This window comes from Streptomyces phaeoluteigriseus (assembly GCF_001896135.2).
Lineage (GTDB): Bacteria > Actinomycetota > Actinomycetes > Streptomycetales > Streptomycetaceae > Streptomyces > Streptomyces phaeoluteigriseus.
Genome location: NZ_MPOH02000004.1, coordinates 39,013 through 63,224, shown reverse-complemented (window position 1 = coordinate 63,224; position 24,212 = coordinate 39,013). Strand labels below are relative to the sequence as shown.

13 protein-coding genes and 4 pseudogenes are annotated in these 24,212 nt (G+C 67.9%); 10 read left to right on the top strand and 7 right to left on the bottom strand.

The features are described from left to right. The first annotated feature begins 110 nt into the window (after positions 1–110). From BM536_RS02990 to exaC, 3 genes and pseudogenes are all read left to right on the top strand, one after another. Positions 111–716, top strand: a complete 606-nt coding sequence (locus BM536_RS02990) for an N-acetylmuramoyl-L-alanine amidase (RefSeq protein WP_073491066.1) — start codon at positions 111–113, stop codon at positions 714–716. 116 nt (positions 717–832) lie between these two features. Continuing rightward, complete coding sequence (locus BM536_RS02985; protein WP_094102472.1) at positions 833–2,101, top strand: GAF domain-containing protein; 1,269 nt, start codon at positions 833–835, stop codon at positions 2,099–2,101. Positions 2,102–2,343: 242 nt separating this feature from the next. Further along, positions 2,344–3,866: pseudogene (gene exaC, locus BM536_RS02980) on the top strand (acetaldehyde dehydrogenase ExaC). Positions 3,867–4,129: 263 nt separating this feature from the next. Here exaC and BM536_RS02975 read toward each other — a convergent pair. From BM536_RS02975 to BM536_RS02950, 5 genes and pseudogenes are all read right to left on the bottom strand, one after another. Next, complete coding sequence (locus tag BM536_RS02975) at positions 4,130–6,406, bottom strand: GmrSD restriction endonuclease domain-containing protein (protein WP_073491068.1); 2,277 nt, start codon at positions 6,404–6,406, stop codon at positions 4,130–4,132. A 436-nt stretch (positions 6,407–6,842) separates the two neighbouring features. After that, the gene (locus BM536_RS02970) at positions 6,843–7,667 is read right to left on the bottom strand and encodes an IS5 family transposase (protein ID WP_073491081.1); all 825 of its coding nucleotides are present in this window, start codon (positions 7,665–7,667) and stop codon (positions 6,843–6,845) included. A gap of 257 nt (positions 7,668–7,924) precedes the next feature. After that, entirely contained in the window at positions 7,925–9,544 is a 1,620-nt protein-coding gene (locus BM536_RS02965; protein WP_073491070.1) for an endonuclease NucS domain-containing protein, read from the bottom strand. A gap of 785 nt (positions 9,545–10,329) precedes the next feature. Next, a pseudogene (locus BM536_RS02955) lies at positions 10,330–11,630 on the bottom strand (RICIN domain-containing protein). A gap of 100 nt (positions 11,631–11,730) precedes the next feature. Then, positions 11,731–13,161 carry an endo-1,4-beta-xylanase gene (locus tag BM536_RS02950; RefSeq protein ID WP_073491074.1) on the bottom strand — a complete coding sequence of 477 codons (1,431 nt, stop codon included), beginning with the start codon at positions 13,159–13,161 and terminating at the stop codon, positions 11,731–11,733. Positions 13,162–13,902: 741 nt separating this feature from the next. Here BM536_RS02950 and BM536_RS02945 point away from each other — a divergent pair. The 3 genes from BM536_RS02945 to BM536_RS02930 all read left to right on the top strand — a co-directional run bounded on the left by BM536_RS02945 (position 13,903) and on the right by BM536_RS02930 (position 17,936). Next, positions 13,903–15,369, top strand: coding sequence for a non-reducing end alpha-L-arabinofuranosidase family hydrolase (locus tag BM536_RS02945; protein WP_073491075.1), 1,467 nt, complete (start codon positions 13,903–13,905; stop codon positions 15,367–15,369). A 504-nt stretch (positions 15,370–15,873) separates the two neighbouring features. Beyond that, the gene (locus BM536_RS02940; RefSeq protein ID WP_073491076.1) at positions 15,874–17,094 is read left to right on the top strand and encodes a metallophosphoesterase; all 1,221 of its coding nucleotides are present in this window, start codon (positions 15,874–15,876) and stop codon (positions 17,092–17,094) included. A gap of 518 nt (positions 17,095–17,612) precedes the next feature. Next, positions 17,613–17,936 (top strand): hypothetical protein, encoded by a 324-nt coding sequence (locus BM536_RS02930; RefSeq protein ID WP_245873246.1) that lies wholly within the window; start codon positions 17,613–17,615, stop codon positions 17,934–17,936. Positions 17,937–18,022: 86 nt separating this feature from the next. Here the strand turns inward: BM536_RS02930 and BM536_RS02925 are convergent, their stop codons facing one another. Continuing rightward, entirely contained in the window at positions 18,023–19,789 is a 1,767-nt protein-coding gene (locus BM536_RS02925) for a tannase/feruloyl esterase family alpha/beta hydrolase (protein WP_073491082.1), read from the bottom strand. 494 nt (positions 19,790–20,283) lie between these two features. Between BM536_RS02925 and BM536_RS02920 the strand changes: the two genes are divergently transcribed. The 3 genes and pseudogenes from BM536_RS02920 to BM536_RS02910 form a co-directional block, all read left to right on the top strand. After that, entirely contained in the window at positions 20,284–21,630 is a 1,347-nt protein-coding gene (locus BM536_RS02920) for a glycoside hydrolase family 43 protein (protein ID WP_245873245.1), read from the top strand. Positions 21,631–22,268: 638 nt separating this feature from the next. After that, positions 22,269–22,663, top strand: a pseudogene (locus tag BM536_RS02915) (DNA-directed RNA polymerase subunit alpha); the annotation flags it as partial. Next, positions 22,660–22,770 (top strand): annotated as a pseudogene (locus BM536_RS02910) (IS5/IS1182 family transposase); the annotation flags it as partial. The pseudogenes BM536_RS02915 and BM536_RS02910, both read left to right, overlap by 4 nt. A 6-nt stretch (positions 22,771–22,776) precedes the next feature. On the opposite strand, the gene BM536_RS02905 reads toward BM536_RS02910, so the two are convergent. Then, entirely contained in the window at positions 22,777–23,340 is a 564-nt protein-coding gene (locus tag BM536_RS02905) for a TetR/AcrR family transcriptional regulator (RefSeq protein WP_073496662.1), read from the bottom strand. A 139-nt stretch (positions 23,341–23,479) separates the two neighbouring features. Between BM536_RS02905 and BM536_RS02900 the strand changes: the two genes are divergently transcribed. Then, positions 23,480–24,205: an SDR family oxidoreductase gene (locus BM536_RS02900; protein ID WP_073496664.1), complete on the top strand. Its 726-nt coding sequence runs from the start codon at positions 23,480–23,482 to the stop codon at positions 24,203–24,205. Positions 24,206–24,212: the final 7 nt, after the last annotated feature.

The following is a 24,212-nucleotide window of genomic DNA, read 5'->3' as shown; positions in this document are numbered from 1 at the left end:
CGCACGCGCGCCTCGCGAGACGGCCGCGGCACCGCTCCGGAGCCGACGCGCGTGCCCGTACCGAACCGGCGTCGAGTCCTGCACGCCCCGTCCTTCGAAAGGCAGCATCCGTGGAACGAACCAGGCCACTCCCCCTCCTCGACAGGCGCCGGATCCTGAAGGGCGCCGCCCTCGCCGCCGTACCGTACGTGCTGCTCCCCGAGACGCGGGCCGGTGCGCGGACGCCGGCCGTCGACCACCCGTCGGCCGAGTGGCAGCCCGCGACATCCCTCAACTACACGGCGTCCAGCCGCCCTACGACGTACACCGTCGACCGGGTCGTCATCCATGTCACACAGACCACGTACGCCCAGGCCCTGTCCATTTTCCAGAATCCGCAGAAGAAGGTGTCCGCGCACTACGTGGTGCGTTCCGCCGACGGTCATGTGGCGCAGTGCGTACGGGAGTCGGACGTCGCCTGGCACGCGGGCGACTGGGACCACAACACACGCAGCATCGGCATCGAGCACGAAGGGTGGGTGGACCGGCCTGCCTACTTCACCCACACCCTCTACGAGCGGTCCGCCCGGCTCACGGCGTCCGTCTGCGACCGGTACGGCATCCCCAAGGACCGGGCCCACATCATCGGCCACCACGAGGTGCCCGGCACCGACCACACCGATCCCGGCCCCAACTGGGACTGGGTCCGCTACCTCAGACTCGTCAACTCCGCCTGACGGGGGCGGCCGGATCTCCCCGTCCCCTCTTTCGGGTGACCCCGGTCCAAACGGTTGTCGGGGCGCACACCCGGAGTGACGATGTCCCCAGCCGCATCGCCTGCCGGGAGGCCGACTTGACCGATCCGTGGGTGGCCCTGGAACCGGGGGCCGACCCTGCCGAGCGTGTACGTGTCCTGCGGCGGGCGCACGACGCGTTCACCGAGGCCGGCACCGTGCCGCGGCCGGTGCGGTCCGTGGTGGCCGACTCGTGGCGGCGATCGGCGCGGGCGGGTGTCGGGCCGGACGGCACCGCGAGTGTGGAGTTGACCGACGGGGATCTCGGCACCTACCGGGCCGAGCATCCCCTGGTACGGGTGATGCCGCTGTTCCGGGAGCTGATGGGCACGTTCGCCGCCGACGGAGAGCATCTCCTGGCGGTGTGCGACGCGCACGGGCGGCTGCTGTGGGTCGAGGGCCACCCTGCGACCCGGCGCCAGGCCGAGCGGATGAACTTCGTGCCGGGCGCGCGGTGGGCGGAGACCTCGGTGGGGACGAACGCACCGGGAACGGCGGTCGCCCTGGACCGTCCGGTGCAGGTGTTCGCGGCCGAGCACTTCATCCGACGGGTGCAGCCCTGGACGTGCGCGGCGGCGCCGGTGCACGATCCGCGGACCGGGCGGGTGCTGGGCGCGGTGGACATCACCGGCGGCAACGGGCTGGCGCATCCGCACAGCCTGGCCTTCGTCCAGGCCGTCGCGCGGGCCGCCGAGTCACACCTCGCGCTGCTCGCGCCCGCTCGGCGGGAGACCGATCCGCCCCAGCTGACCGTGTTGGGTCGCGACGAGGCCTGTCTCGCGGCCGGCGGGCGACGGATCAGGCTCAGTCGGCGGCACAGCGAGATCCTGGTGCTGCTGACCCGCCATCCGGAGGGCCTGACCGGGGACGAGCTGCTGTGCGCGGTGTACGAGGACGAGTCGGTGACTCCGGTGACCCTGCGAGCCGAACTCGCCCGGCTGCGCGGGATGCTCGGCCCCGGGCTGGTGACCTCGCGGCCGTACCGGCTCAGTGTTCCCGTCGAGTCGGACATCGCCGTCGTGGAGCGGCGTCTGGCGGCCGGGGCGGTCACGGCCGCCGTCACGGCGTACACCGGTCCGCCGCTGCCGGCGTCGCAGGCACCGGCGGTGGTGCGGCTCCGGAACCGCCTGGCCGACGGCCTGCGTGCCGCCCTGATCGCCGGCCGGGACCCCGACCTGCTCGCGGACTGGGCGCACGCACCATGGGGTGAGGACGACCTCGACATATGGCGGGCGCTGGCATCGGCTCGGCCGACGGCGGCGGTACGGGCTCGGCTGGCCGCGCTGGAGGCGGAGTTGGCGGCACCGGCGTCGCGGACGCGCCACTGACGACACCGGCCGACCGCGTCGGCCGACAGGGCCGTCACGGCCGACAGGGCCGACACGGCCAACACGACCCGGCGCGACCCGGCGCGACCCGACACGACCCGGCGCGACGGTCACGCGGCTCACTTCAGGTGACTTCCCCGCACCCACCCGCACTCCGCAACGTGGATGCAACGTCGGCCTTCCTAGCCTGGCGCGCAGAGCTGCCCAACGGCGGGCAGTGCTGCTCAGGGAGGCTATCCACCATGACCCGTTACGCGCGCCCGGAACCGAAGGCTCGATCGTCTCCTACCAGGCGCGTTACGACCACTTCATCGGCGGCGAGTACGTGCCTCCGGCCCGTGGCCAGTACTTCGAGAACCCGTCGCCGGTGAACGGGCAGCCGTTCACCGAGGTGGCGCGCGGGACGGCGGAGGACGTGGAGCGGGCGCTCGACGCGGCGCACGCGGCGGCGCCGGGCTGGGGCCGCACGTCTGCGACCGAGCGTTCGGACATCCTGCTGAAGATCGCGGACCGCATGGAGGCGTACCTGGAGCCGCTGGCGGTCGCGGAGAGCTGGGAGAACGGCAAGCCGGTCCGCGAGACGCTGGCGGCGGACATCCCGCTGGCCATCGACCACTTCCGCTACTTCGCGGGTGCGGTCCGCGGGCAGGAGGGCTCGCTCAGCGAGATCGACGAGGACACGGTGGCGTACCACTTCCACGAGCCGCTCGGGGTGGTCGCGCAGATCATCCCGTGGAACTTCCCCATACTGATGGCGACATGGAAACTGGCGCCGGCCCTCGCCGCGGGCAACGCGGTCGTCATCAAGCCGGCCGAGCAGACGCCGGTCTCGCTGCACTACTGGATGAGCCTGGTCGCCGACCTGTTGCCGCCGGGCGTGGTGAACATCGTCAACGGCTTCGGCGAGGAGGCGGGCAAGCCGCTCGCGTCCAGCCCTCGGGTGGCGAAGATCGCGTTCACCGGTGAGACGGCGACCGGGCGGCTGATCATGCAGTACGCCGCGGAGAACCTGAAGCCGGTCACCCTGGAACTGGGCGGCAAGTCGCCGAACATCTTCTTCGACGACATCTGGGAGAAGGACGACGACCTGCGCGACAAGGCCCTGGAGGGCTTCACGATGTTCGCGCTGAACCAGGGCGAGGTGTGCACCTGCCCGTCGCGCGGGTTGATCCAGCGCGGCAACTACTCCGAGTTCATGGCGGCCGCCGTGGCCCGCACCGAGCTGATCAAGCCCGGACACCCCCTCGACACCGACACGATGATCGGAGCCCAGGCCTCCGGCGACCAGCTGACGAAGATCCTCTCCTACATCGACATCGGCCGCCAGGAGGGCGCCAAGATCCTCACCGGAGGCGAACGCGCGGACCATGACGGTGAGTTGAAGGACGGATTCTACGTCCAGCCGACGATCTTCGAGGGCGACAACCGGATGCGGATCTTCCAGGAGGAGATCTTCGGCCCGGTCGTCTCGGTGGCCTCGTTCGACGACTTCGACGACGCCGTGAAGATCGCCAACGACACGTCGTACGGCCTCGGCGCCGGAGTGTGGACGCGGGACATCAACACGGCGTACCGCGCGGGCCGGGCGATCCAGGCCGGCCGCGTCTGGACGAACTGCTACCACGCCTACCCGGCCCACGCGGCGTTCGGCGGCTACAAGCAGTCGGGCATCGGCCGCGAGACGCACAAGATGATGCTGGAGCACTACCAGCAGACGAAGAACGTTCTTGTTTCATACAGTCCGAAGAAACTTGGGTTCTTCTAAAGCCGCAAGTTGGGTGCCTGGCGTAGGCTTTACCCTTCAGGCACCCACAGGCTGAAGCGACCATCCGTGACCGTTCAGCAACCTGCCGAACTCGTCCACCGCGAATCGGTGCCCGCTCCGGACCAGCCACGGACCGGCTGAGGTGCTACCTTGCGCCGTCCGCGGCGGTGCGAAGTGTACGAAGAAGTGCGGACGACGTCGGGCGCCGGACGTGATCACACGGCGGCATGCTCGCGGGTTGTTTCAAAGTAGGTCCTCTTCGATCACCCCCAGTGATCCTCCCGGTACCGCAGGAGACCCTCACCATGCAGCTGCTTGGTGGCGTTACCAACCCGGACCCAGAAGTCGGTGGCCACGCTGCCGCCTTTGGCGGGCCTGGCGAACACGGCCTTGCCGGCCGCGGCCACGCTGACCCGGCAGACGACACGGTCGGCCACCTCGGGAAAACTGATCCGCACGGTGGTCGCGGTCGGAGCCGAGAGGTTGTCATCGAGGACTTGGCGTACGAACAGTTCGTAGCCATCGAGGTCAGCCTGCTTCGGCAGGGTGGACAGATCGTTCTCGATCCCTAGTACAGTCCCGTCGTCACCGATGCCGACGAACAGGTTGCCGCCCTCCCCGTTGAGGAAACCACAGACCGTCTTGACGAGATTGTGTTGCAGGGACTTGTCGTACTCCCCGGTGTGCACGTTCCAGCGGGCACTCGCCTTGAACTCGGTGCCTTGGGACTCACCGGCGGCGATCAGATCGGCCGCCGCGGTGGGCACGTACGCGGGTCGGTCCGCGCTGAGCGTCTCGAACGCCTCCCGTACCACTTGGGCGATCAGCTGGCGGCGTCGTTCCAGGAAGGCCGCGTAGTCGAGCTGCTCCCAGCCGACCGGCAGCGCGTGCCACAGGGCCTGCCGCCTGACCACCTCCGGGTCCATCGCCTCGGTGATCCTGGGCCAGTAGACGTGAGGTGCGTCAGTGTTGCCCTTCTCGCTTGCCGGCCACGTCACATATGCCATGTTGGCGATGGCGTTGACCTGGCGTTTGTCGGTGATACCAAGACCCGCGAGGGTTTCGGAGTAGAACAGCCGGTCCCGGGGAACCTTCCGGGCGGGCCTGGCCGTCGGATCCATCAGGTCGCGGATGTGCTGGTCGCCGCACAGCAACTCGGCGTCCAGGATGTTCAACGCGGCCTGGTAGGCGAACACCACCGGGGAGTACGACGATGAGCTGTCGAGCCTGTTCGGCAGGGAGATGTCCCAGTAATCACCGGTGAAGTGCGCGGAGATGATCCGGGCGAGTTCTGCGGCGAACGCCTGGCCGTCACCCTGCGGCAGGCCGCCGATCCGACCCAGATCAAACTCCATCTGCGACTCGGGGGAGTTGGAGTAGCGGCCGGTAGTGTGCACCATGAAGAACCAGCGCGCGATGACCGGACGGAGTTCTTCCGCCGACAGCCCGAAGTCGTGCAGTCCGATAAGCCACAGCGCGTAGCTGTACAGCAGGGCGGTGTCAGAGGTAATCATCTTGCGGCTACGGAAGCCGGCCGCGGTGATGCACTGGAAGAACTCGTGCCAGCTGGTCAGATCGAGGACCTGCGTTTGCGCCTGCGCCAGCCGTTCGAACTGTTCCTGGCGCCGCTCGGCGGAGACCTTTCCGGTCTCAAAGTCCTTGCCTCGCAGCACGTTGTAGACGTGCTGGAGCCGGGCACGCCGGAAGGCCACGGCGACAGCGACGCGCAGGAGCTGGTCCGGGCTGGGGTCCAGGAACGGGTTGCGCGGGTTCGGTCCGGGAAGTCCCGCGACCACCGCGGCCCGGCAGAAGTCCTCCAGTTGACGTCGGCCCTTCTCCCAGTGCACCGACATCAAGGTGAGGATGAAGTCGGACTGGTTGAGCTTCACTCCCTGGAAGTTGATACGGACGAAGATCTCCGCGACCTGCTCCTCGTCGGCTGCGGCGTCCAACTCCACCACCTGGAAACGGAAGTCGTGCAGGCCCCGGACACGGTCAATCCGCTCTTCCAGCTCGTCCCTCGTCGTGGTCGGCAGGGGCTCGCCTGCGGCCTGTTCGAGCCGGTGGAAGAACTCCCGGACGGCGCCACGGTGGCCGCTCGGGGCCCAGAGCTTGGTGATGTCCGGGATGTAGGCGGTGTCTCGCTCGATTGCCGCGTCCGTGACCTCGAACGTCTGGTCCTGCGGGTGGAAGGCGATCCGCAGTGTGACCTCGTCGAAGGACTTGTTGACGACCTTGCGCCCGGTGAGTACGGCGAACAATGCGGTAAGCCGCTGCTGCCCGTCCACGACCAGCCGTTGGGGCGCCCGGCCGCCCGTTCCCGTCCCGATCTGCCGGGTCCCCACCTCGGCTCCGGTCTCCCAGAACATCAGGGTGCCGATCGGGTAGCCGCGGTACATCGAGTCGAAGAGATCGCGGGTCTTTGTCGCGGACCAGACGAACGGCCGCTGAATGTCGGGAAGTCCGATCCTTCCACCCTCGATGTCCTCTATCAGGTGCCGAAGGGTATAACCCGTGTCGCGGTAGAGGGTGGGTGGCACGGTGCGGGCTCCTCACGTCAGCGGGTCAGTCAGGGCGGATGCTTCGGTTGCTTCAGCGACTGAGACAAACAGAGAAAGAGAACAACATCAGAGACCTACCACGTGAGTTGCTCTTGGTGCAGCAAAGTTGAGATGCCGATGGCTGACCGCTGGCCGTCGATCCAGCAGAGCTAGGTCGTCGTCGATGGCCATCGGGCTGATCTCTGCGGTCGTGCAAGTCACGGCGCTAAGCCGGGCCGTCGGATCATCGGCAGCAGCCCTGCCGCATAGTGGTACCGGCCCCCCGAGCGCCCCGGAGCAGGCGAGAATGGTGCACTCGATCCCGCGGGCCTGGATCCGGGAATACCTACAGCATCAACTGGGTGCCCCCCGATTACCTCTGACCCGCCGCGGGACTCAGTGAGCGTTTGATTCTTGCTTGTCCGTTTCATTTGGCTTAGTTGTCACGCCAGCTGGGGGTGGCTTCGTGGGTGAGGCGACGGGTCATGAGGTTGATGGCGGCGAGTTGGATCATGGCGGCTGAGCGGTGGGGGTGGGTTTCGTAGTCGCGGGCCAGGCGGCGGTGGTGCATAAGCCAGCCGAGGGTGCGTTCGATGACCCAGCGGCGGGGCTGGACGCGAAAGCCGCGGAGGGCGGGATCGCGCTGGACGATTTCCAGGTCGATGCCGATCTCGGCGGCGTGTTCGATGGCTTTGGTCTTGTAGCCGTTGTCGGCCCAGGCTTTGGTGATGGTGGGGTGGCGCTCGCGGACTTGGGTCAGGAGTTGGGTGCCGGCGGCGGAGTCGTGGACGCTGGCGGCGGTGACGGCCACGGCCAGCAGGAGGCCGAGCGTGTCGGTGACGATGTGCCGTTTGCGTCCGATGATTTTCTTGGCGGGGTCGATGCCTTGGCTGGTCAGGGGGACGGTGGCGGAGGTTTTGATGCTCTGGCTGTCGATCAGGCAGGCGCTGGGCTCGCTGGTGCGGCCTTCGGCCTGGCGGACTTTGCCGCGTAAGAGGCCGGTGAGCTGGTCGAAGATGCCGTCGGCTTCCCAGTGGGCGAAGTAGCCGTAGACGGTCTGGTGGGGTGGGAAGTCGTGGGGCAGGTAGCGCCAGGGGATGCCGGTGCGGTCGACGTAGAGGATGGCGTTCATCAGGGCGCGTAGGTCGTGGGTGGGTTTGCGGATGCCGTTGCGGGCTTGGCGCCAGGCTTCGAGGGTGGGGCGGATGAGTTCCCAGCGGGCGTCGGACAGGTCGCTGGGGTAGGGCCGTGAGGGCTGCATGATGCCTGGGTATGCGGTGGCGGCCGGTCTGAGCAGGGCGTGGGCGGGGGTGTTGGGTGCACCGGGGCGTGCGTTCTCCATCTCGGGTGAACCGGTAGGTTTCTAAATGAGACAGGAGCTTTGGTAAGGAACCCGGCGCATAGCTGGTCTGCTGATTGCCGCAGAAGCCGTATTTCCGGCGGATCGCTTGGATCGGCGCTCGCGCTTGGTCGCTGAGAAGCGCTATGAACCGCCCAATAGGCGTATCAAACGCTCACTTAGACGACATGAGTGAAGGCGCGGTACTCCCGAGCCACCAGCTCCACCTCGTGGGAATGCCTGTTGAGGTACTGCCCGATCGAGACGATCTCGCCATCAGCCGCAATGGTTGCGTAAGCCTGTGCGTACCCGCGAGGATCCGTGTCCGAGGAGTAGACGCGAGCACCCTGATCTTGATGTATCCAGATGCGGTGCTCTTCGGCCACTGTCGCCTCGGACCCAACGGGTCCGATTTTCTCCAGGAGCACGTAGTGCAGCCCCAGGAGATCCAAGAGCTCTCGGTCACGTTCCCACACGGCCCCCGCGTACATGTTGCTTATCAGGAACAGCGGATCGCGGTACACGAGCCGTACCGCATCGGGCAACGACATGCCTCGGCCGTTCCAACACAGGGCGCCACGTACCGAGTGGCATAGGCCGTGGCGGGGTACGGCTTCGCCCATGACCATGGGCAGGAGATTCTCCAGGCTGTCTGGCCACCCATGGGTGATTGTTTGCAGGAGGTCACAGGGGTTGTAGACGTGCAGTCCGACGTCTCCCTCACCAACCTTCGGGCCCACTTCGTCGAGCCAACCGGCCACCAGCGAATCCCACTCGTGGTTGCCGGCCAGGCTCTGCCGAGCCTCCTGCCGGAACGCCTTCCAACGGCTGGCTACCTGCGGGCTGGCGGTGCCCGTGTACAGGATCTGACTGTCTCCTCGTTCGTCCCCAGTAAGGAAGCGGAACAGGTCCTGCTCTTCGAAGGCGGCTGTGACGTCGTAGGCGCCGGTACCTCGGAAGCCTTGAATCACCCAGTTGGGGGCGTCACGGAGATTCTTCAACAGCCCTGGCCGTGCGGACTCCATGTTCATTCCGTGCAGCTTGCTGCGCGCAAGACGGTTGCAGATCTCGCAGAGGGCCAGGTACTCCGCCTGGTGCTCGTCGGCGAACGGCTCAGGCCCGTCGTAACCACCCAGGAGATCAACTGCGGCGAATTCCTCGTTCACTCGGCCGATCGCCAGGTAAAGGCCGAAAGGCGCAGGGATGTAGTGCTTCTCCGCTACGCGGTCCAGATCCGCCGCCAACAGGTCGAGCGACCCAAGCTCGTCCGCGACCTTGCTGATGATCCTCCAGCCCTGCTGCCGCTGTTCCTCCGTGGCGAAGAAGAACAGGTTGTGGATGGGGGTGATGCGGGGTTCAAACGCCGGGGGCAGGAGTTCCACCCGCTCAGTCCCGATGGGGGTGCCGTTGTTGTCCAAGAGCAGTCGGTATCCGCGAAGATCATGACTCCAGTCACGCGCGGCATGACTGACGGCGATCAGGAGTTCCTCCCAGTCATCCGGCATGGCGACGATCACCGCACGAATGCGGTCCGGCGCGAGGTTCTTTTCCCGGCAGAGAAGCTCGGTGTACTTGCTGACCTCGTGCAGGGCTTGCCGCGCGCTGGACCGGGACCGCTTCAGCTCGATGACCACCCACATCTGATGGCGATCACGGGCCAGGATGTCGATGCTGCCCCTAGTGCCGTGTGCGTTGGGCAGCGGGTACTCCTCGAACTGAACCGGCCGGAGCCCCGGCTCGATCAGCTCCAGGTTCTGTACAAGCGCATTGCGGAGAACGTTTTCGAGAGGCGGTCGCATGGCCGAAGGCTAGACCGAAGCACTGACAAGGGCCCTGGGGTGGGGCACAGTTGGCAAGTCCCCTGCACCCTTTCGGTCCCCGTGCCAAGCGCGACCGTATCTCGGGCTACTCGTTCTCTTTGCTCTCCGACCCGGGTGCGCCATAAGGCTGGCGATCAGCCTTGGCCTGCTCCAGCGTCTCGGCAATCGCAGCGAACTCCGAGAGAGCAGACTGGAGGTCCTCAACGATCTCAGCCACCAGAAGCTCAAAAGCGGGAGGACTGTCGACATCGTCGAGGCTCGGGTCACACAGTCAGGTGATGTCGAGGTTCGCCTGGCCACGGCCATCATCGTCGCTAGCGGCCTGACCACTCCGTCCCTGGAGGCCGGGCTGCGGGCGCTGTGGCCGAGCCGTGCTGCTCGACGCCCGCCTTCGGCACGCCGCGCTCGACCACGACACCAGCGCGCAGGGACTCCTGTACATCGTCGGGCCTCTGCTCATTGCCGTCCTCGCCTCCCAGTGCAACCCACCCCAACACCACAGATCACACATCAAGATCCGGACCAGGTGCGGGCCAGATCAGCTCAGAAGCAGATGATTTCACTCTTTGCCGCAGGTCAGAGGCGACGGTGAGCGTGTACCACCAGCAGACGATGAACATTCTTTGTTCCTACAGCCCGAAGAAGCTCGGCTTCTTCTAGGGCGTGAGGTCGGTCGCCCGGAGAGGGTCGACCGTCCTTGGATCCGGGAGGGACGTCGACGGAGTGGAGCCAGGATGATCCTGGCTCCACCCGTGGTACAGGCGTCACTGGAACTGTGCGAAGAACCTCCAGATCTCTGCTTTGGTCCAGGTGGCGACGCCGCTTTCGCCGGGGGAGCCGTCGACCGGACCGGGTATGTGGTCCCCGTCGAACGCGGCCCATTGGACCGGGTGTCCGGCACGGCAGCCCGCGTAGGTGGTGGTGAGGTGCGTTCGGCTGCCCGGCGCGGGCTCGCGCGGGCTCTGGGGGGTGCAGCCGTTGGTGCTGACGAATCTGTCGCGCAGGGACCGTCCTTGAGCGATGCTGAGGACGGAGTCGCTGATGCCGTGGATCCCGAAGTAGGCGATGGGCTGGGTGCCTCCGCTGCACCCGCTGATCTGAGCGCCGGAGATGACCGCGACGGCCCTGAAGACGTTCGCCCGGCTGCAGGCGAGGGCGTAACTCATACCGCCGCCCCAGCTGAATCCCGTGGCGAAGCGCTGTGCCGGGTTGACACAGAGGCCGCCCTCGATCCGCCGGATCATGTCGTCGACGAAGGTGACGTCCTCACCGCCCGCGTTGGCCCAGCCGTTGCCGAGGCCCTGGGGGGCGACGAGGATCGCGCCGTTGTTCGACTGTTCCTGTTGGCCGTAATAGGACCAGGCGTTCCCGCTCGTGCCGCCCGAGGCGACGTCGCCGGCGGTTCCGCCCCGCCAGTGGAACGCGAAGATCAGCCGGTACGGGCGGCTGTTGTCGTAGTTGGCGGGAACCCTGAGGATGAAGCTGCGGCTCTTGCCGCCACTCTGCAACGTGTGCGTACCACTCGCCAGAGTCGGGGCACTGCCGCATCCGCCGCCGCCACCGGACGACAGTTTGACCATCTGCCATTGCTGGTTGGCGCCGCCCCAGTCGGTGTACTGGACGACGCTGCCGCCGTCGGCGTGGAGGCGCCCTGCACCTCCACCGTTTTGCCGCTGCTGCGGTTGACCAGCCGGACGTGGCCCGCGTCGGAGTCGGCCAGGCGGAACTGCTGGTTGGCCCCGTTGTGGTCGGCCCACTGCTGGATCGCGGCACCGTCTGCGGTCGAGGCGCCGGCCACGTCGAGAACCTTGCCCGAATGCCGGGCCTTGAGGCGGTAGAAGCCGTCGCCGGAGTCCACGAACTGCCACTGCTGGTTGGCCGCGTCGTTGCGCGTCCACTGGCCGGCCCGCGCGCCGTCGGCGGTGGACGCGCCGGTGACGTCCAGCGCCTTGCCGCTGTTGCGATTGACCAGGACGTACCAGGCATTGGTGTCCACCGTCGCCGCCTCGGCGGGCGCCGGACGCACCGCGGCGAGCATGCCGATCGCGAGGGTCGCCGCCACCACGGCGGCGACCCGGGACCGCCAGGGATGTTTTCGTGGTGGGGCGGGGGAAGCCGCACCGTAGGTCTTCATCGATTCGCCCTTTCGCTCGTGGCAGGTCCCGTCAGGTGCGGGTCCAGCGTTGGTTGCTGCCGTTCGAGCAGGAGTAGAGCTGGATCAGGGTGCCGTTGGCGGTGCCGCCTGAGACGGCGTCGAGGCAGAGGCCGGACTGGACGCCGGCGATGGATCCGTCGGAGTTGAGGCGCCACTTCTGGTTGTCGCCGCCCCAGCAGCTGTAGATCTGGACCTTCGCGCCGTTGCCGGTTCCGGCGGCGTCCAGGCACTTGTTGCCGTAGACCCTCAGCTCGCCGGCGGCGGTGTACGTCCACTGCTGGTTGGTGCCGCTGTGGCAGTCCCACAACTGGAGCTGGGTGCCGTCGGTGGTGCTGGTGCCGGGCACGTCCAGGCAGCGCCCCGACGCGACGCTCTTGATCTGCCCGGAACCCTCAGGGGGCGTGGTGGAGCCGCCGTTGAGTGCGTTGAGGACGGCGGTGTAGGCGGGCTTCTTGCTGCCGTCGCCGTTGAACAGCAGCGGCGTGTGCTCCGGTCGCCAGGAGTCGGTGTCGCGCACACCCCAGACGGTGATGCCGAGGCAGCGCGGGACGGCCAGGCAGTCGTTGGTGACGTTGGCGTAGGTCGTCGCCGGGGCGCCCTGGATGTCGAGTTCGGTGATGGCCACGTCGACGCCGAGGGCGGCGAAGTTCTGCAGTGTGGTGCGGAAGTTGCTGTTGTAGGGGCTGCCGCTGTTGAAGTGCGACTGGAAGCCGACGCAGTCGATCGGCACGCCGCGCTGCTTGAAGTCTCGGACCATGGCGTACATGGCCTGGGTTTTCGCCCAGGTCCAGTCCTCGACGTTGTAGTCGTTGTAGCAGAGCTTGGCTGCCGGGTCGGCGGCGCGCGCGGTGCGGAAGGCGACCTCGATCCAGTCGTTGCCGGTGCGCTGCAGGTTGGAGTCGCGCCGGGCTCCCGAACTGCCGTCGGCGAAGGCCTCGTTCACGACGTCCCACTGGGCGATCTTGCCCTTGTAGTGGGCCATCACGCCGTTGATGTGGCCGATCATCGCCTGGCGCAGCGCGCTGCCGCTGAGGCTCTGCATCCAGCCGGGCTGCTGGGAGTGCCAGGCCAGGGTGTGTCCGCGCACCTGCTTGCCGTTCTGCACCGCCCAGTTGTAGACGCGGTCACCTGCGGTGAAGTTGAACTGGCCCCGCTGCGGTTCGGTGGCGTCGATCTTCATCTCGTTCTCGGCCGTCACCGAGTTGAACTCACGGTTCGCGATCGTCGTGTACGCCGAGTCGCCCAGCCTGCCCGAGGCGATGGCGGTGCCGAAGTAACGGCCGCTCTGCGCCGCCGCGGCGCCGAGGGTGTTCTCGGCGGCGTGTGCGGTCGGCGGCGCGACCAGCGCGGCGACCGTACCAAGGACGCCGACGACCAGCGCCAACAGCAGGCTGCGGATCTTCCGGCGGACAACGGGTCCGAGAAGGGCATACGAGCCCATGACTGTGCCTCCAGGGTGGACATCACGGAAGGACTGAAGCGCGGGGAAGGCGTCGGCCGCTCCCACTCGGCAGACGGACGGGGCGTCCCGAACCCGGTCAGCACGGGTTACCGGACACCGAGGTCATGGAACCGGGACGATCTCAACCGGCAGCGACGTCACCCGCTCGGCCGTCGGGTGACGTACGGCGGGCGGCGTCGGTGTCTCGACACAGGTGTGCGTGGATTCACCGTGCAGCACCCATTGCTCAGGGCCGCCCTAGTTCGACATCTCGAACCAGGGCCGGTTTCTCAGACGGGATGATTGAGGTCTTGACGATGGATCGTCAAGACTCAGCGCAGGAAAACTTTCCGTTCCACCAACGAAACTTTCTGGAATCCCGGCGGGCCGGTCGGCGGACCCCGGCGCTGCCGTCAGCGGATGCCGTACGGGCTGAGGCCCAGACAAGCATGCGGACGCCGCATGCTGGACTTCTCTCCCGCACGCACACCTTGGACCGGTGAGCCGTATCCGGACCCAGGAGTGCCTCCGCTCGGCGCGACAGCTTGCCGATCACGAAGGGGAGGCGCTGTTTGTGGACAGATCGGCGACAGGCCTTGACCGGAGGGCCCCGCATTCCTAGCTTGTGGCGTCGAAGCTTCCGGGAATTCTTCGAAATGTTTCGAGATTACCCCCGCCCCGGCAGCCCCTCCGTGGTTCGTCGGGGTCCTCTCACCCCTGCCCCCAAAGGAGTGCCCTCCGATGTGGTTTCGCCACCCGTCCCCGGTCCGTCCAAGACGCTTACTAGCCGTCCTGGCGCCCCTGCTGCTCGTGGCCACCTTCCTCGGTGCCCAGCCCGCCGGCGCGGCGACCGTAGACCCCAACGCCTCGTATGTGCTGGTCAACCGCAACAGCGGCAAGGCCCTGGACGTCTACAACATGGCGACCAACGACGGCGCCCGCATCACGCAGTGGACCAGGAACGACCAGAACCAGCAGCAGTGGCAGTTCGTCGATTCCGGGGACGGCTACTACCGCATCAAGTCCCGCCACTCGGGCAAGGTGCTGGACGTACACAACTGGTCCACCGCGAACGGCGGCCCGATCGTCCAGTGGACCGACCTGAACGCCACCAACCAGCAGTGGCGGATGGCCGACAGCTCGGACGGCTACGTCAGGTTCATCTCACGCCACAGCAACAAGGCCCTCGAAGTACAGGGCGCCTCCACCGCCGACAACGCGAACACCGTCCAGTACGACGACTGGGGCGGCGCCAACCAGCAGTGGCAGCTCGTCAAGGTCGGCGGCGCCACCCCCGGCCCGTGCGATCTTCCGTCGACATACCGCTGGACATCTACGGGCGCGCTGGCACAGCCCAAGCCGGGGTGGGTCTCGCTCAAGGACTTCACCGTCGTCCCCTACAACGGCAGGCAACTCGTCTATGCGACGACGCACGACACGGGGACGAGTTGGGGTTCGATGAACTTCGGCCTGTTCACCAACTGGTCGGAGATGGCCTCGGCCGGCCAGAACACGATGTCGGCTTCCACCGTCGCGCCCACGCTCTTCTACTTCGCGCCGAAGAACACCTGGGTGCTCGCCTACCAGTGGGGCGGGACCGCCTTCTCCTACCGGACGTCGAGCGACCCCACCAACCCGAATGGCTGGTCATCCCAGCAGGTGCTCTTCTCCGGAAGCATCACCGGCTCCGGAACAGGCCCCATCGACCAGACACTCATCGGCGACGGGACGAACATGTACCTGTTCTTCGCCGGTGACAACGGCAAGATCTACCGGGCCAGTATGCCGATCGGGAACTTCCCTGGCAGCTTCGGCACGACCTCGACAGTGGTCATGAGCGACACGACGAACAACCTGTTCGAGGCCCCGCAGGTCTACAAGCTGCAGGGCCAGAACCGCTACCTCATGATCGTCGAGGCGATCGGCGCGCAGGGCCGCTACTTCCGCTCGTTCACGGCCACCAGTCTGAACGGCTCATGGACCCCCCAGGCCGCGACCGAGAGCAATCCCTTCGCCGGCAAGGCCAACAGCGGCGCCACCTGGACCAACGACATCAGCCACGGCGAACTGATCCGCACCAGCCCCGATCAGACCATGACCGTCGATCCCTGCAATCTGCAGTTGCTCTACCAGGGGCGCAGCCCCAACTCCGGCGGCGACTACGGCCTCCTGCCCTACCGTCCGGGTCTGCTGACACTGCAGCGCTGACGGTGTGACACCGGTCCGGCTCCGGTGGGGAGCCGGCGTCGCGGGCTCGGCGGAAGGCCGAGCCCGCCCGGGTCGCGCGACAACGCCGGCACTCAAACGGCGACGGAGCGCGGGGGCGGACAACGCTTACCAGCCCGAGGGCCATCCCGGTAACGCGGTGCCGCCGCCGGTGGCACTCGCCACGGTCCGGTCCAAGCGCACCGAGCCCCTGGTGCGCCGCGGCGGACGAGTCACCCTTCGGTGCTGTACGTGAACACGCCGCAGCCGCACCGCTCGGGTCCTGGGCGGCGATGCGCACGTACACACGCGGCGATGGCCGTACCAAGCAGGGGCAGTAGCGCCCTGATCGCGGCTCATGCCAAGGGCAGGTGTCTGCGGCGGAGTCCTGCCATCCCGCAGAGAACCTCTCGCCCCAAGGGTCCGCGCCCATGAACGCCGGTCCGGGCGGCCCGAGGGCGACCGGATACAGTGCGCGGGACGGCACCCTGGTCAGGGAGGCAAAGCGTGACCGACACCAGCGACACCCGACCCGCCGACAGTGAAGCGCGGGCTCCGCGGCAGAGCCGACTGCACCGCCTGATGCGCTACCTCCCCCTCATCGCCCCCGTACTGCTGTGGGCCGTGCCCTGCGGGGTGCTCCTGCACACCGGCCAGCACTGGCCGCTGCCCGTCACCCTGGTCGGCACCGCCCTGTTCGCCCTCGGCCTCGTTGGTATGCCGCTCGCGATGGCGCGCGGCCACGGCCGACGTCAGCAGGACCGGGCGGCGATCGTCGGTGACACCCTGCTGGGCACCAGCTGGGTTCTGTTCACCTGGTCCATCCTGCTCGGCGTCCCCTTGCGGCTCGCCCTGACCGTGGCCGGCGTCGACGAGGGTCAGGACCGGGCCCGCATCGTCACCTGGGCCGTCCTCGGCATAACCGCCGTACTACTCGCCTGGGGGTACACCGAAGCCCGCCGCGTGCCGCGCGTGCGGCGACTCGACGTGGAACTCCCGCGACTGGGCGCCGGGTTGGACGGCGTTCGTGTCGTCCTCATCACCGACACCCACTACGGCCCGCTCGATCGCAGGCGCTGGTCGGCGCGGGTGTGCGAGACGGTGAACACTCTGGAAGCCGACCTGGTCTGCCACACCGGCAACATCGCGGACGGTACGGCCGAACGCCGCCGCGCCCAGGCCGTCCCCCTCGGTACCGTGCGGGCCACCCGGGCCCGGGTCTACGTCACCGGCAACCACGAGTACTACAGCGAGGCCCAGGGCTGGGTCGACCTGATGGGCGAGCTGGGCTGGGAGCCGCTGCGCAACCGCCATCTACTGCTCGAACGCGGCGGCGACACCCTCGTGGTCGCCGGCGTGGATGACGTCACCGCCGAGTCCTCCGGTCTGGCAGGCCACCGCGCCCACCTCGCCGGAGCCCTGAACGGCGCCGACCCCGACCTGCCCGTCCTGCTCCTGGCACACCAGCCCAAGTTCGTCGACCGGGCGGCAGCAGCCGGCATCGACCTCCAGCTCTCCGGCCACACCCACGGCGGCCAGATCTGGCCCTTCCATCATCTGGTCCGCGTCGACCAGCCCGCCCTAGCCGGCCTCAGCCACCACGGCACCCGCACCCTCCTCTACACCAGCCGCGGCACCGGCTTCTGGGGCCCGCCGTTCCGTGTCTTCGCCCCCAGCGAGATCACCCTGCTCGTACTCCGCTCCCCGCACCTGCCCACCTCGCCGTAACACTGGGCACTGGGCACTGGGCAGGCCGGCACATCCGCGAGCAGGGCTCGCATCGCCACGCCGTTGCCGTTGTTGTTGGCGTTGTTGTTGCCGTTGCCGTTGTTGTTGGCGTTGTTGTTGCCGTTGCCGTTGCCGTGGTGATCACGACGGTGGCCCGCTCAAGTCGAGCACGGGCCACCGAAAGCCGGCCGACGTGCGCAGGGGGGCGGGCTCCGTGACGTCGCTCGCGGGACCGACGGCGAGCATGCTCCGGCCCTGGCTCGGGGCCGTCCCCATGGCCGGCTCGAAGGCGACGACCTCCGTTCCAACCACCGTCGCAGCAAACGGGCTTGGGCGCGGGCCCAGGGTGATCTCGTCATCGGGCACACCGCCCGGCCCCCCTGACACGAGCCAGGCCGAGGAGGCCGCCACGGCTCGGGCTCCGGGCGGGTGCGGACCGAGTGTCGCCGGGGGCGGCGTCCGCGGTCAACACTTCAAGCAAGACCGAGGCTGCGGACTCCCTCGCGTTCAGCACCCGAATGACCCGATCGTGCGCAGGTCACCGGGAGGGCCACCGCAGGGCCACCGGCTTCAGAGAGACCTCGCACACCCGCCGGCAGCTGATGGGGACGTTCTCGAAGTGGGTGCCCACCTACGCCTACGAGTTCGCCGAGAGCTACACCCCGCACTTCGCCTCCATCGACCTCATCCAGCAGCAGAGCGCGGCCCCCCGGGACTTCCCGTTCGGCGGGGCCATCCACGTGGACGACCTCGGCTACCTCTGGGACTACCTCGGCCAGTCCCTGCCCTACGATCAGCGTGCGCTCCGGTTCCGTGAGGTCTCCGCGGTCGGCCGTACGTGACCTGGGTCGCGCTGTCGTGGCCCCCTCACAGGCGGGGGCCACGACGCCACGCGTCAGGCGTGGTCCGTTCCTGTCGGCTCAGGTGGTCACGCCTTCGCCTTGGTCACCACCCACTTGCCGTGGACCCAGTTGCCGACCGTCTCGTAGCCGGAGCGGAATGAGCCGAGCCAGTCGAGGGTCAGGCCGGCTTCCGCCGTGGACCGGACCGGGGTGTAGCTGGCCGGGTCGTCGGCGGATCCACCGGTGGTGTTCTCGGCGACGTAGGGGAAGGGGTAGGCCGGACGGGCGGAGATGACCTTTCCGCCGCTGTCGAGCGACTCGGTGAGCAGGCTGTCCGGGGCCTGCCCCTCGGTGACCCAGTCGACGATGGCGGTCAGGGCGTCGAGGGTGTCCGGGCCCTGGCCACCGCCGCAGTGCGCGACGCCCGGGAGGAGGAACAGCCGGGCGAAGTCGCTGGTCGCCTCCGCGCCGCCCATCGTCTTCTGCACGGCCTTGTAGTACGCCATGGTGCCGACCGCCGGGATGTGCTGGTCACCCAGTCCGTGCCAGAGGATCAGCTTGCCGCCGGCCTTCTTGAACGCCCTCAGGTCGGGGTCGGTGGCGTCGTACATGCCCTCGCCCAGCCCCATGACCTTCTCGTAGTAGGCCTTGGTGAACTTGATGTCCTTGTAGGTCAGGGTGGGCTGCGGGCTGTCGAAGATCTGGTAGCGGATGGTCTCGCGGACGAAGTTCATGTCGCCGGTGATGCCGGTGGCGGTGGTGGGCACGATGACGTTCGACCAGTTCAGCTCGGAGCCGCGCAGTTGGTAACCCGGGTAGAGCAGCTTGCCGTGTTCGTCGGTCGGGCCGGCGTAGACGCGGCGCAGGGTGGTGACCTGGTCCGCGGTCAGGCAGTAGTCCGAGGCCGTGGAGGTCTGCCCGGTCCTGCACCGGATGCTTGCCGGGTCCCACTGGCAGGCCAGCGGGTCGGCGATGATGCCGTCGGCGGGTGCGCCGCAGCCCTTGAGCACGGCCGCGTGCAGAGGGGCGAGGTCGGCCGTGGTGATGGTCGCCGGGCCGCCGTCGAGGAAGACCGACTGTGCGGTCCAGGCGTGCGAGAAGGTGTTCAGCGCGGTGAAGTTGTTGGCCGGCGCTCCGGCGACGATGCCGTCGAAGTCGGTCGGGTAGCGCTGGGCCTCGGTCAGGGCCTGGTTGCCGCCTTGCGAGCAGCCGTCGAAGTAGGAGTGGGTCGCGGGACGGCCGTAGTACTTCTTGATGATGGCCTTGGCCGCCAGGGCGAGTTCGTGGTCGGACTCGTAGCCGAAGTCGGCGCGCAGGGTGGGGTCGGTGGAGAACAGGCCGTTGCCCTGGTAGTGGCCCTCGTCGCTGGAGGCGACGGCGAAGGCGCCGTCGGTCAGCGGCACGCAGCCGCTGGAGGCGGCGACCCGGTCCGTGTTCACATTGCCGCACAGGCCACCGCAGCCCAGTTGCAGATAGTTCGCCTGCCAGGTCGACCGCGGAAGCCGGAGCTGGAAGTGGATCTGCGGGGCGATCACGCCCTGCACGTCGCAGTACGCCCAGTCGCCGAGGGTGTTGTCGGCGGCGGCCACCTCCTTGGCCGAGGTCACCTGGAAGGGAACGCCGGGAACCGCGGCGGCCAGGTCCAGCGAGGCGACTCCCGAACAGGCCATGGCCGGTGCGATGCCGGAGGCGCCGCTCACGGCGGTGACGGAGGCGGGAGTGGAGGTCCGCGCGCGGTCCGCCGCGGCGTTGGCGAGCGTCATGCTCGCGCCTGTCACGATCGCCAGGCAGGCGGCGAGGACCGCCAGGAACGGCGCGGTCATCCGCCGGCGCCATCTCGAGAGCATGGGCATGCTCAGTCTCCGTTCGATCGTCGCGTGGAAGCCGAGTGGCCGGATCGACAAGACGATGCGGCCATCTGCGGGTACGGGTTGACGTCAAGGAACGTAGTCTCGAGCCTCATCCTCAACAAGAGCGTCGACGAAATTGTTGACGATAATTCCCACCGGCTCCGGCTCCCCGACCCCCTTTGCCACCTGGCCTTCTTCGGAACCTGCCACCGCCAACGGCCACACCGGGAACGAGGACGAGGCCGAAGAGGGCGGCCGCATCCACAGGCCGCGGCGAGGCGGACGAGGGTGCGGTCGGCTCGTACGGATATCACCGATGACGGACGAGGTCATTGACGCGCCCGCGACCACGCCCTAGCTTCTGACCGGCTCACCGAACCATGTTCGGTATTTCGAAGACGTGTCCCTCCCCTTGACCTCGTCCTGAGTGCCCCTCCACCCCCCTTGGAGCACGCATGCCCCCTCGCCCCCTCCCCTCCCGCCGTCTCGTTCTCGGCATGGCAGCCGCCACACCCCTGGCCATGACCGGTGCCCTGACGCTCGGTGCCGGCACCGCGTACGCCGCCGACTCGGCGTACGTGATGTGCTACTTCACCGAGTCGACCAGTCTTGGCGAGGGGACCGACTACGGCCTCCACCTCGCCGTCAGCAAGGACTCCCTGAACTGGACGCCGCTCAACCAGAACAACGCGGTGGTCACCCCCACCGCCGGCGCGCTGGGTCTGCGTGACCCGTTCGTCCTGCGCAAGCAGGACGGCACCTTCGTGGTCCTCGCCACCGACCTGAGGGGCACGGACTGGAACTACGTCAGCCAGTACATCCACGTGTGGGACTCGGCCGACCTGCGCACCTTCACCGGCTATCGGCGGCTGAGGCTGCACGACATGAACACGCACTCCTGGGCACCGGAGGCGTTCTGGGACGCGGGCCGCGGCCAGTACGCGGTCATCTACTCCGCGGTCGACAGCAGCGGCCACAACGTCATCATGGTCAACTACACGACCGACTTCCTGACCGCCTCCGCCCCCCAGGTCTTCTTCGATCCCGGTTACGACGTGATCGACGGTGACATGGCCGTCGGCGTGAACGGCGTCAACTACCTCTACTTCAAGAAGAACCAGACGCTCGTCGGGGCGAGATCCACCTCCCTCGCCCCGGGCAGCTTCCGGGAGTTCACCGCGGGTGTCGCCCACGGCGGCACGGAAGCTCCCACCCTCGTCAAGTCCCTGACGTCCAGCACCTGGTACCTCTGGGGAGACACCTACACCCCCAACGGCGTCTTCTACGTCTGGCAGTCCACCGACCTCGCCTCGGGCACCTGGACCGCCCTCGACCAGAAGACCTACACGCAGCCCCTGAACTCCAAACACTGCGGCATCACGACGATCAGCACGACCGAGTACGACAACCTCGTCGCCAAGTGGGGTGCGCCGGCCTGGAACCGCCTCAAGTCGTACAACTTCCCGGCGCGTTACGTCCGCCACGCCAACTACATCGGCCGCGTCGACGAGTACCCCATCGACCCGCCCTCCGACTCCCAGTGGAAACTCGTCCCCGGTCTCGCCGACCCCACCGGCGTCTCGTTCCAGTCCGTGAAGTTCCCGACGCGGTACCTGCGCCACTACAACTACCAGCTCCAACTCGACGTCAACGACGGTACGTCGACGTTCTCGGCGGACGCCACGTTCCACCGCACGGCGGGCCTGGCGGACGCGAGCTGGGCGTCGTTCCGGTCGTACAACTACCCGACCCGCTACCTCCGCCACTCGAACAACGTGCTGCGCATCGACCCCGTCTCCACGACCACTGAACGGCAGGACGCCACCTTCCGCGTCGGATACTGACCGCGCGCGGTCGCCATCCACACCGGCATGGCCCCACGGCTGCCCGCGCGAAAGGCCGCCGCGAGCCGCGGCGGCGGCTCCGGCGTCACGTGCCGCGGCGCGGCCCGCCCGCGGCCCCGCCACCGTGCGCACGGGCAGCCATGCGGCGGCGGCCACCACGTCGGCGGTGCCGAAAGCTCCCCAGCCGTTCGGCTTCCGCCTCGATGCCGTGCCCTCATGTGACCGCTGTCGGGGCCGGTGCACCGAGGTTGCGGTCAGGAACGCTGCCGGCGGTCGAAGGCCCGCACGCGTCCCGGCCGCTTCTCGACGTCGCGCGCTCCCTCGCTCGCGGACGGCGCGAAGGCCGGTCGGCCGGTCTCCGAGGCGCCCTCCCGCCCCGGTAGGACCCGACCCTCGGTTCACGACACCGTGATCAGAGCATCACCCGATAGTGGCCACCCGAGCCCACCCGGCCGTCCCGTCCGGCCGAGAGCCGGGCGCGGGGGCGTAGGGCGAAAAAGGGGCCGGAAATATAGTTCCGAAGTCGGGCATACCGGCGGTTCGGCCTCCACGGAGACCGCCTCGTCCGTATCCCCCGTACCCTTGACGGTGTCTACGGCGTCACATAGCGGGCGCCAAACCACTGGAGGCAACACCCCGTGCTGATTGCTCAGCGTCCGTCATTGACCGAAGAGGTCGTCGACGAGTTCCGCTCCCGTTTCGTGATCGAGCCGCTGGAGCCGGGCTTCGGCTACACCCTCGGCAACTCCCTGCGTCGTACGCTCCTCTCCTCGATTCCGGGTGCGGCGGTCACGTCCATCCGCGTCGACGGCGTCCTGCACGAGTTCACCACCGTGCCGGGCGTCAAGGAGGACGTCACCGACCTGATCCTCAACATCAAGCAGCTGGTCGTCTCCTCGGAGCACGACGAGCCGGTCGTGATGTACCTGCGCAAGCAGGTCCGGGTCTGGTCACCGCCGCCGACATCGCGCCGCCGGCCGGTGTCGAGGTGCACAACCCCGACCTGGTCCTCGCCACGCTCAACGGCAAGGGTTCCGCCGCCTGCGCATCCGCTGGGAACGACGCGACGACATCCACGAAGCCTTCCTCGGCCTCGCCACCTGCCTCATCACCCACCGACACGTCCAACGCTTTTGTTAGGACCTCTTAGCGGGGCCTGAGTCCGTCGACGACAACGTCCATCATGCGGTTTAGTTGGGGGCGCTGCTCGGGTGCGCCGGCTACGGAAAGCAAACCGGCGAGTATGCCGCCTACGTCGGTCGGGTCGATGTCGCTGCGCAGTTCTCCTGCTGTGGCGCCGGCCTCGAGCACCATCGCCAGGACCTGCTGGACCTCGTCACAGACCGGTCCGGTGCCGAAGCGGCCGGAAGCGCTCATGGCGACCAGGGCCTCGCAGATGCCGCGTCGTTCGCCGGCCCAGTCGGCGAATCGGAGCATCCACGCGTGGAGGGCCTGTGCGGGCGGCTCGGTAGCCAGCAGGGTGCGCGCGTCTTCGCGCAAGGGGCGGATCTGGTCCCGGTAGACCTCTTCCACCAGATCCTCTCGGGTGGGGAAGTGCCGGTACAGGGTGGCGTTCCCTACTCCCGCGCGCTTGGCGATCGCATCCAGCGAGATCGGGCGTCCGGAGGCGAAGGCTTCGGCGGCCGTGACGATCAGCTGCTCGCGGTTTCGCTGCGCGTCGGCGCGCAGGGTGCTGCGTGGAGGTGTCATGACCTTCGCGATCGTGAGTGTCGGATGAGGCTCGGGAGCGAATTGGGGATGTCCCCGGTTCAGTGTACGGTGAGACAAACGGGGAGGCCCCCGCTTGTGAAGTGGTCTCACCCGCTGCTTCAGCGACGAAAGGTCTGCCATGCCCACAGCGCTCATCACCGGGGGGACGACCGGGATCGGCAGAGCGACGGCCGAGCTGCTGCACGCCCGCGGCTACCAGGTCGCGGTCACCGGACAGAATCCTGATTCCCTCGCACGGGCACGGTCCGAGCTCCCCGACAACGTGCTCGTCGTCCGATCCGATGCGCGCGTGCTTGCCGACACCGACGCTCTCATGTCAGCGGTGTCGGCGCGGTTCGGGTCACTGGACCTGCTCTTCCTGAACGCCGGGATATTCCGTCCGGCGCCGGTAGCCGATGTGACGGAGAAATCGTTCGACGAGCACGCCGACCTCAACTTCAAGGGCCAGTACTTCACCCTCCAAAAGGCCCTTCCCCTCATGAACGACGGCAGCTCGATCGTCCTGACCGTGGGCATCGGATCCCGTCGCGGCAGCCCTGGCGCCACAGTGGGGGCGGCGACACGCGGCGCGCTGTTGGCGATGCTGCCCTCACTCGCGCTCGAACTGGCGCCGCGCGGAATTCGCGTCAACGCCGTGAGCCCCGGGGCCACCGACACCCCGCTGTTCGACAAGCTGGGAGTGCCCCAGAGCGGTCGGGACGCCATGCGCGCGAAGATCCCCTTCGAGCGCTTCGCATCCAGCCAGGAAGTTGCGGAAGCAGTCGCCTTCCTCGCCTCGGACGCCGCCGGCTACATCACCGGTCAGGACCTCGCCGTGGCCGGCGGCTACGGGCTCGGCGCCTGACACACGG

Bases quoted from the DNA above. Each gene is read 5' to 3' on its own strand.
- BM536_RS02965 (WP_073491070.1), bottom strand. From the start codon at position 9,544: ATGCGACCGCCTCTCGAAAACGTTCTCCGCAATGCGCTTGTACAGAAC.
- BM536_RS02930 (WP_245873246.1), top strand. From the start codon at position 17,613: ATGACCCGATCGTGCGCAGGTCACCGGGAGGGCCACCGCAGGGCCACC.
- BM536_RS02900 (WP_073496664.1), top strand. From the start codon at position 23,480: ATGCCCACAGCGCTCATCACCGGGGGGACGACCGGGATCGGCAGAGCG.
- BM536_RS02950 (WP_073491074.1), bottom strand. From the start codon at position 13,161: ATGGGCTCGTATGCCCTTCTCGGACCCGTTGTCCGCCGGAAGATCCGC.
- BM536_RS02905 (WP_073496662.1), bottom strand. From the start codon at position 23,340: ATGACACCTCCACGCAGCACCCTGCGCGCCGACGCGCAGCGAAACCGC.
- BM536_RS02945 (WP_073491075.1), top strand. From the start codon at position 13,903: ATGTGGTTTCGCCACCCGTCCCCGGTCCGTCCAAGACGCTTACTAGCC.
- BM536_RS02970 (WP_073491081.1), bottom strand. From the start codon at position 7,667: ATGCAGCCCTCACGGCCCTACCCCAGCGACCTGTCCGACGCCCGCTGG.
- BM536_RS02920 (WP_245873245.1), top strand. From the start codon at position 20,284: ATGGCAGCCGCCACACCCCTGGCCATGACCGGTGCCCTGACGCTCGGT.
- BM536_RS02925 (WP_073491082.1), bottom strand. From the start codon at position 19,789: ATGCCCATGCTCTCGAGATGGCGCCGGCGGATGACCGCGCCGTTCCTG.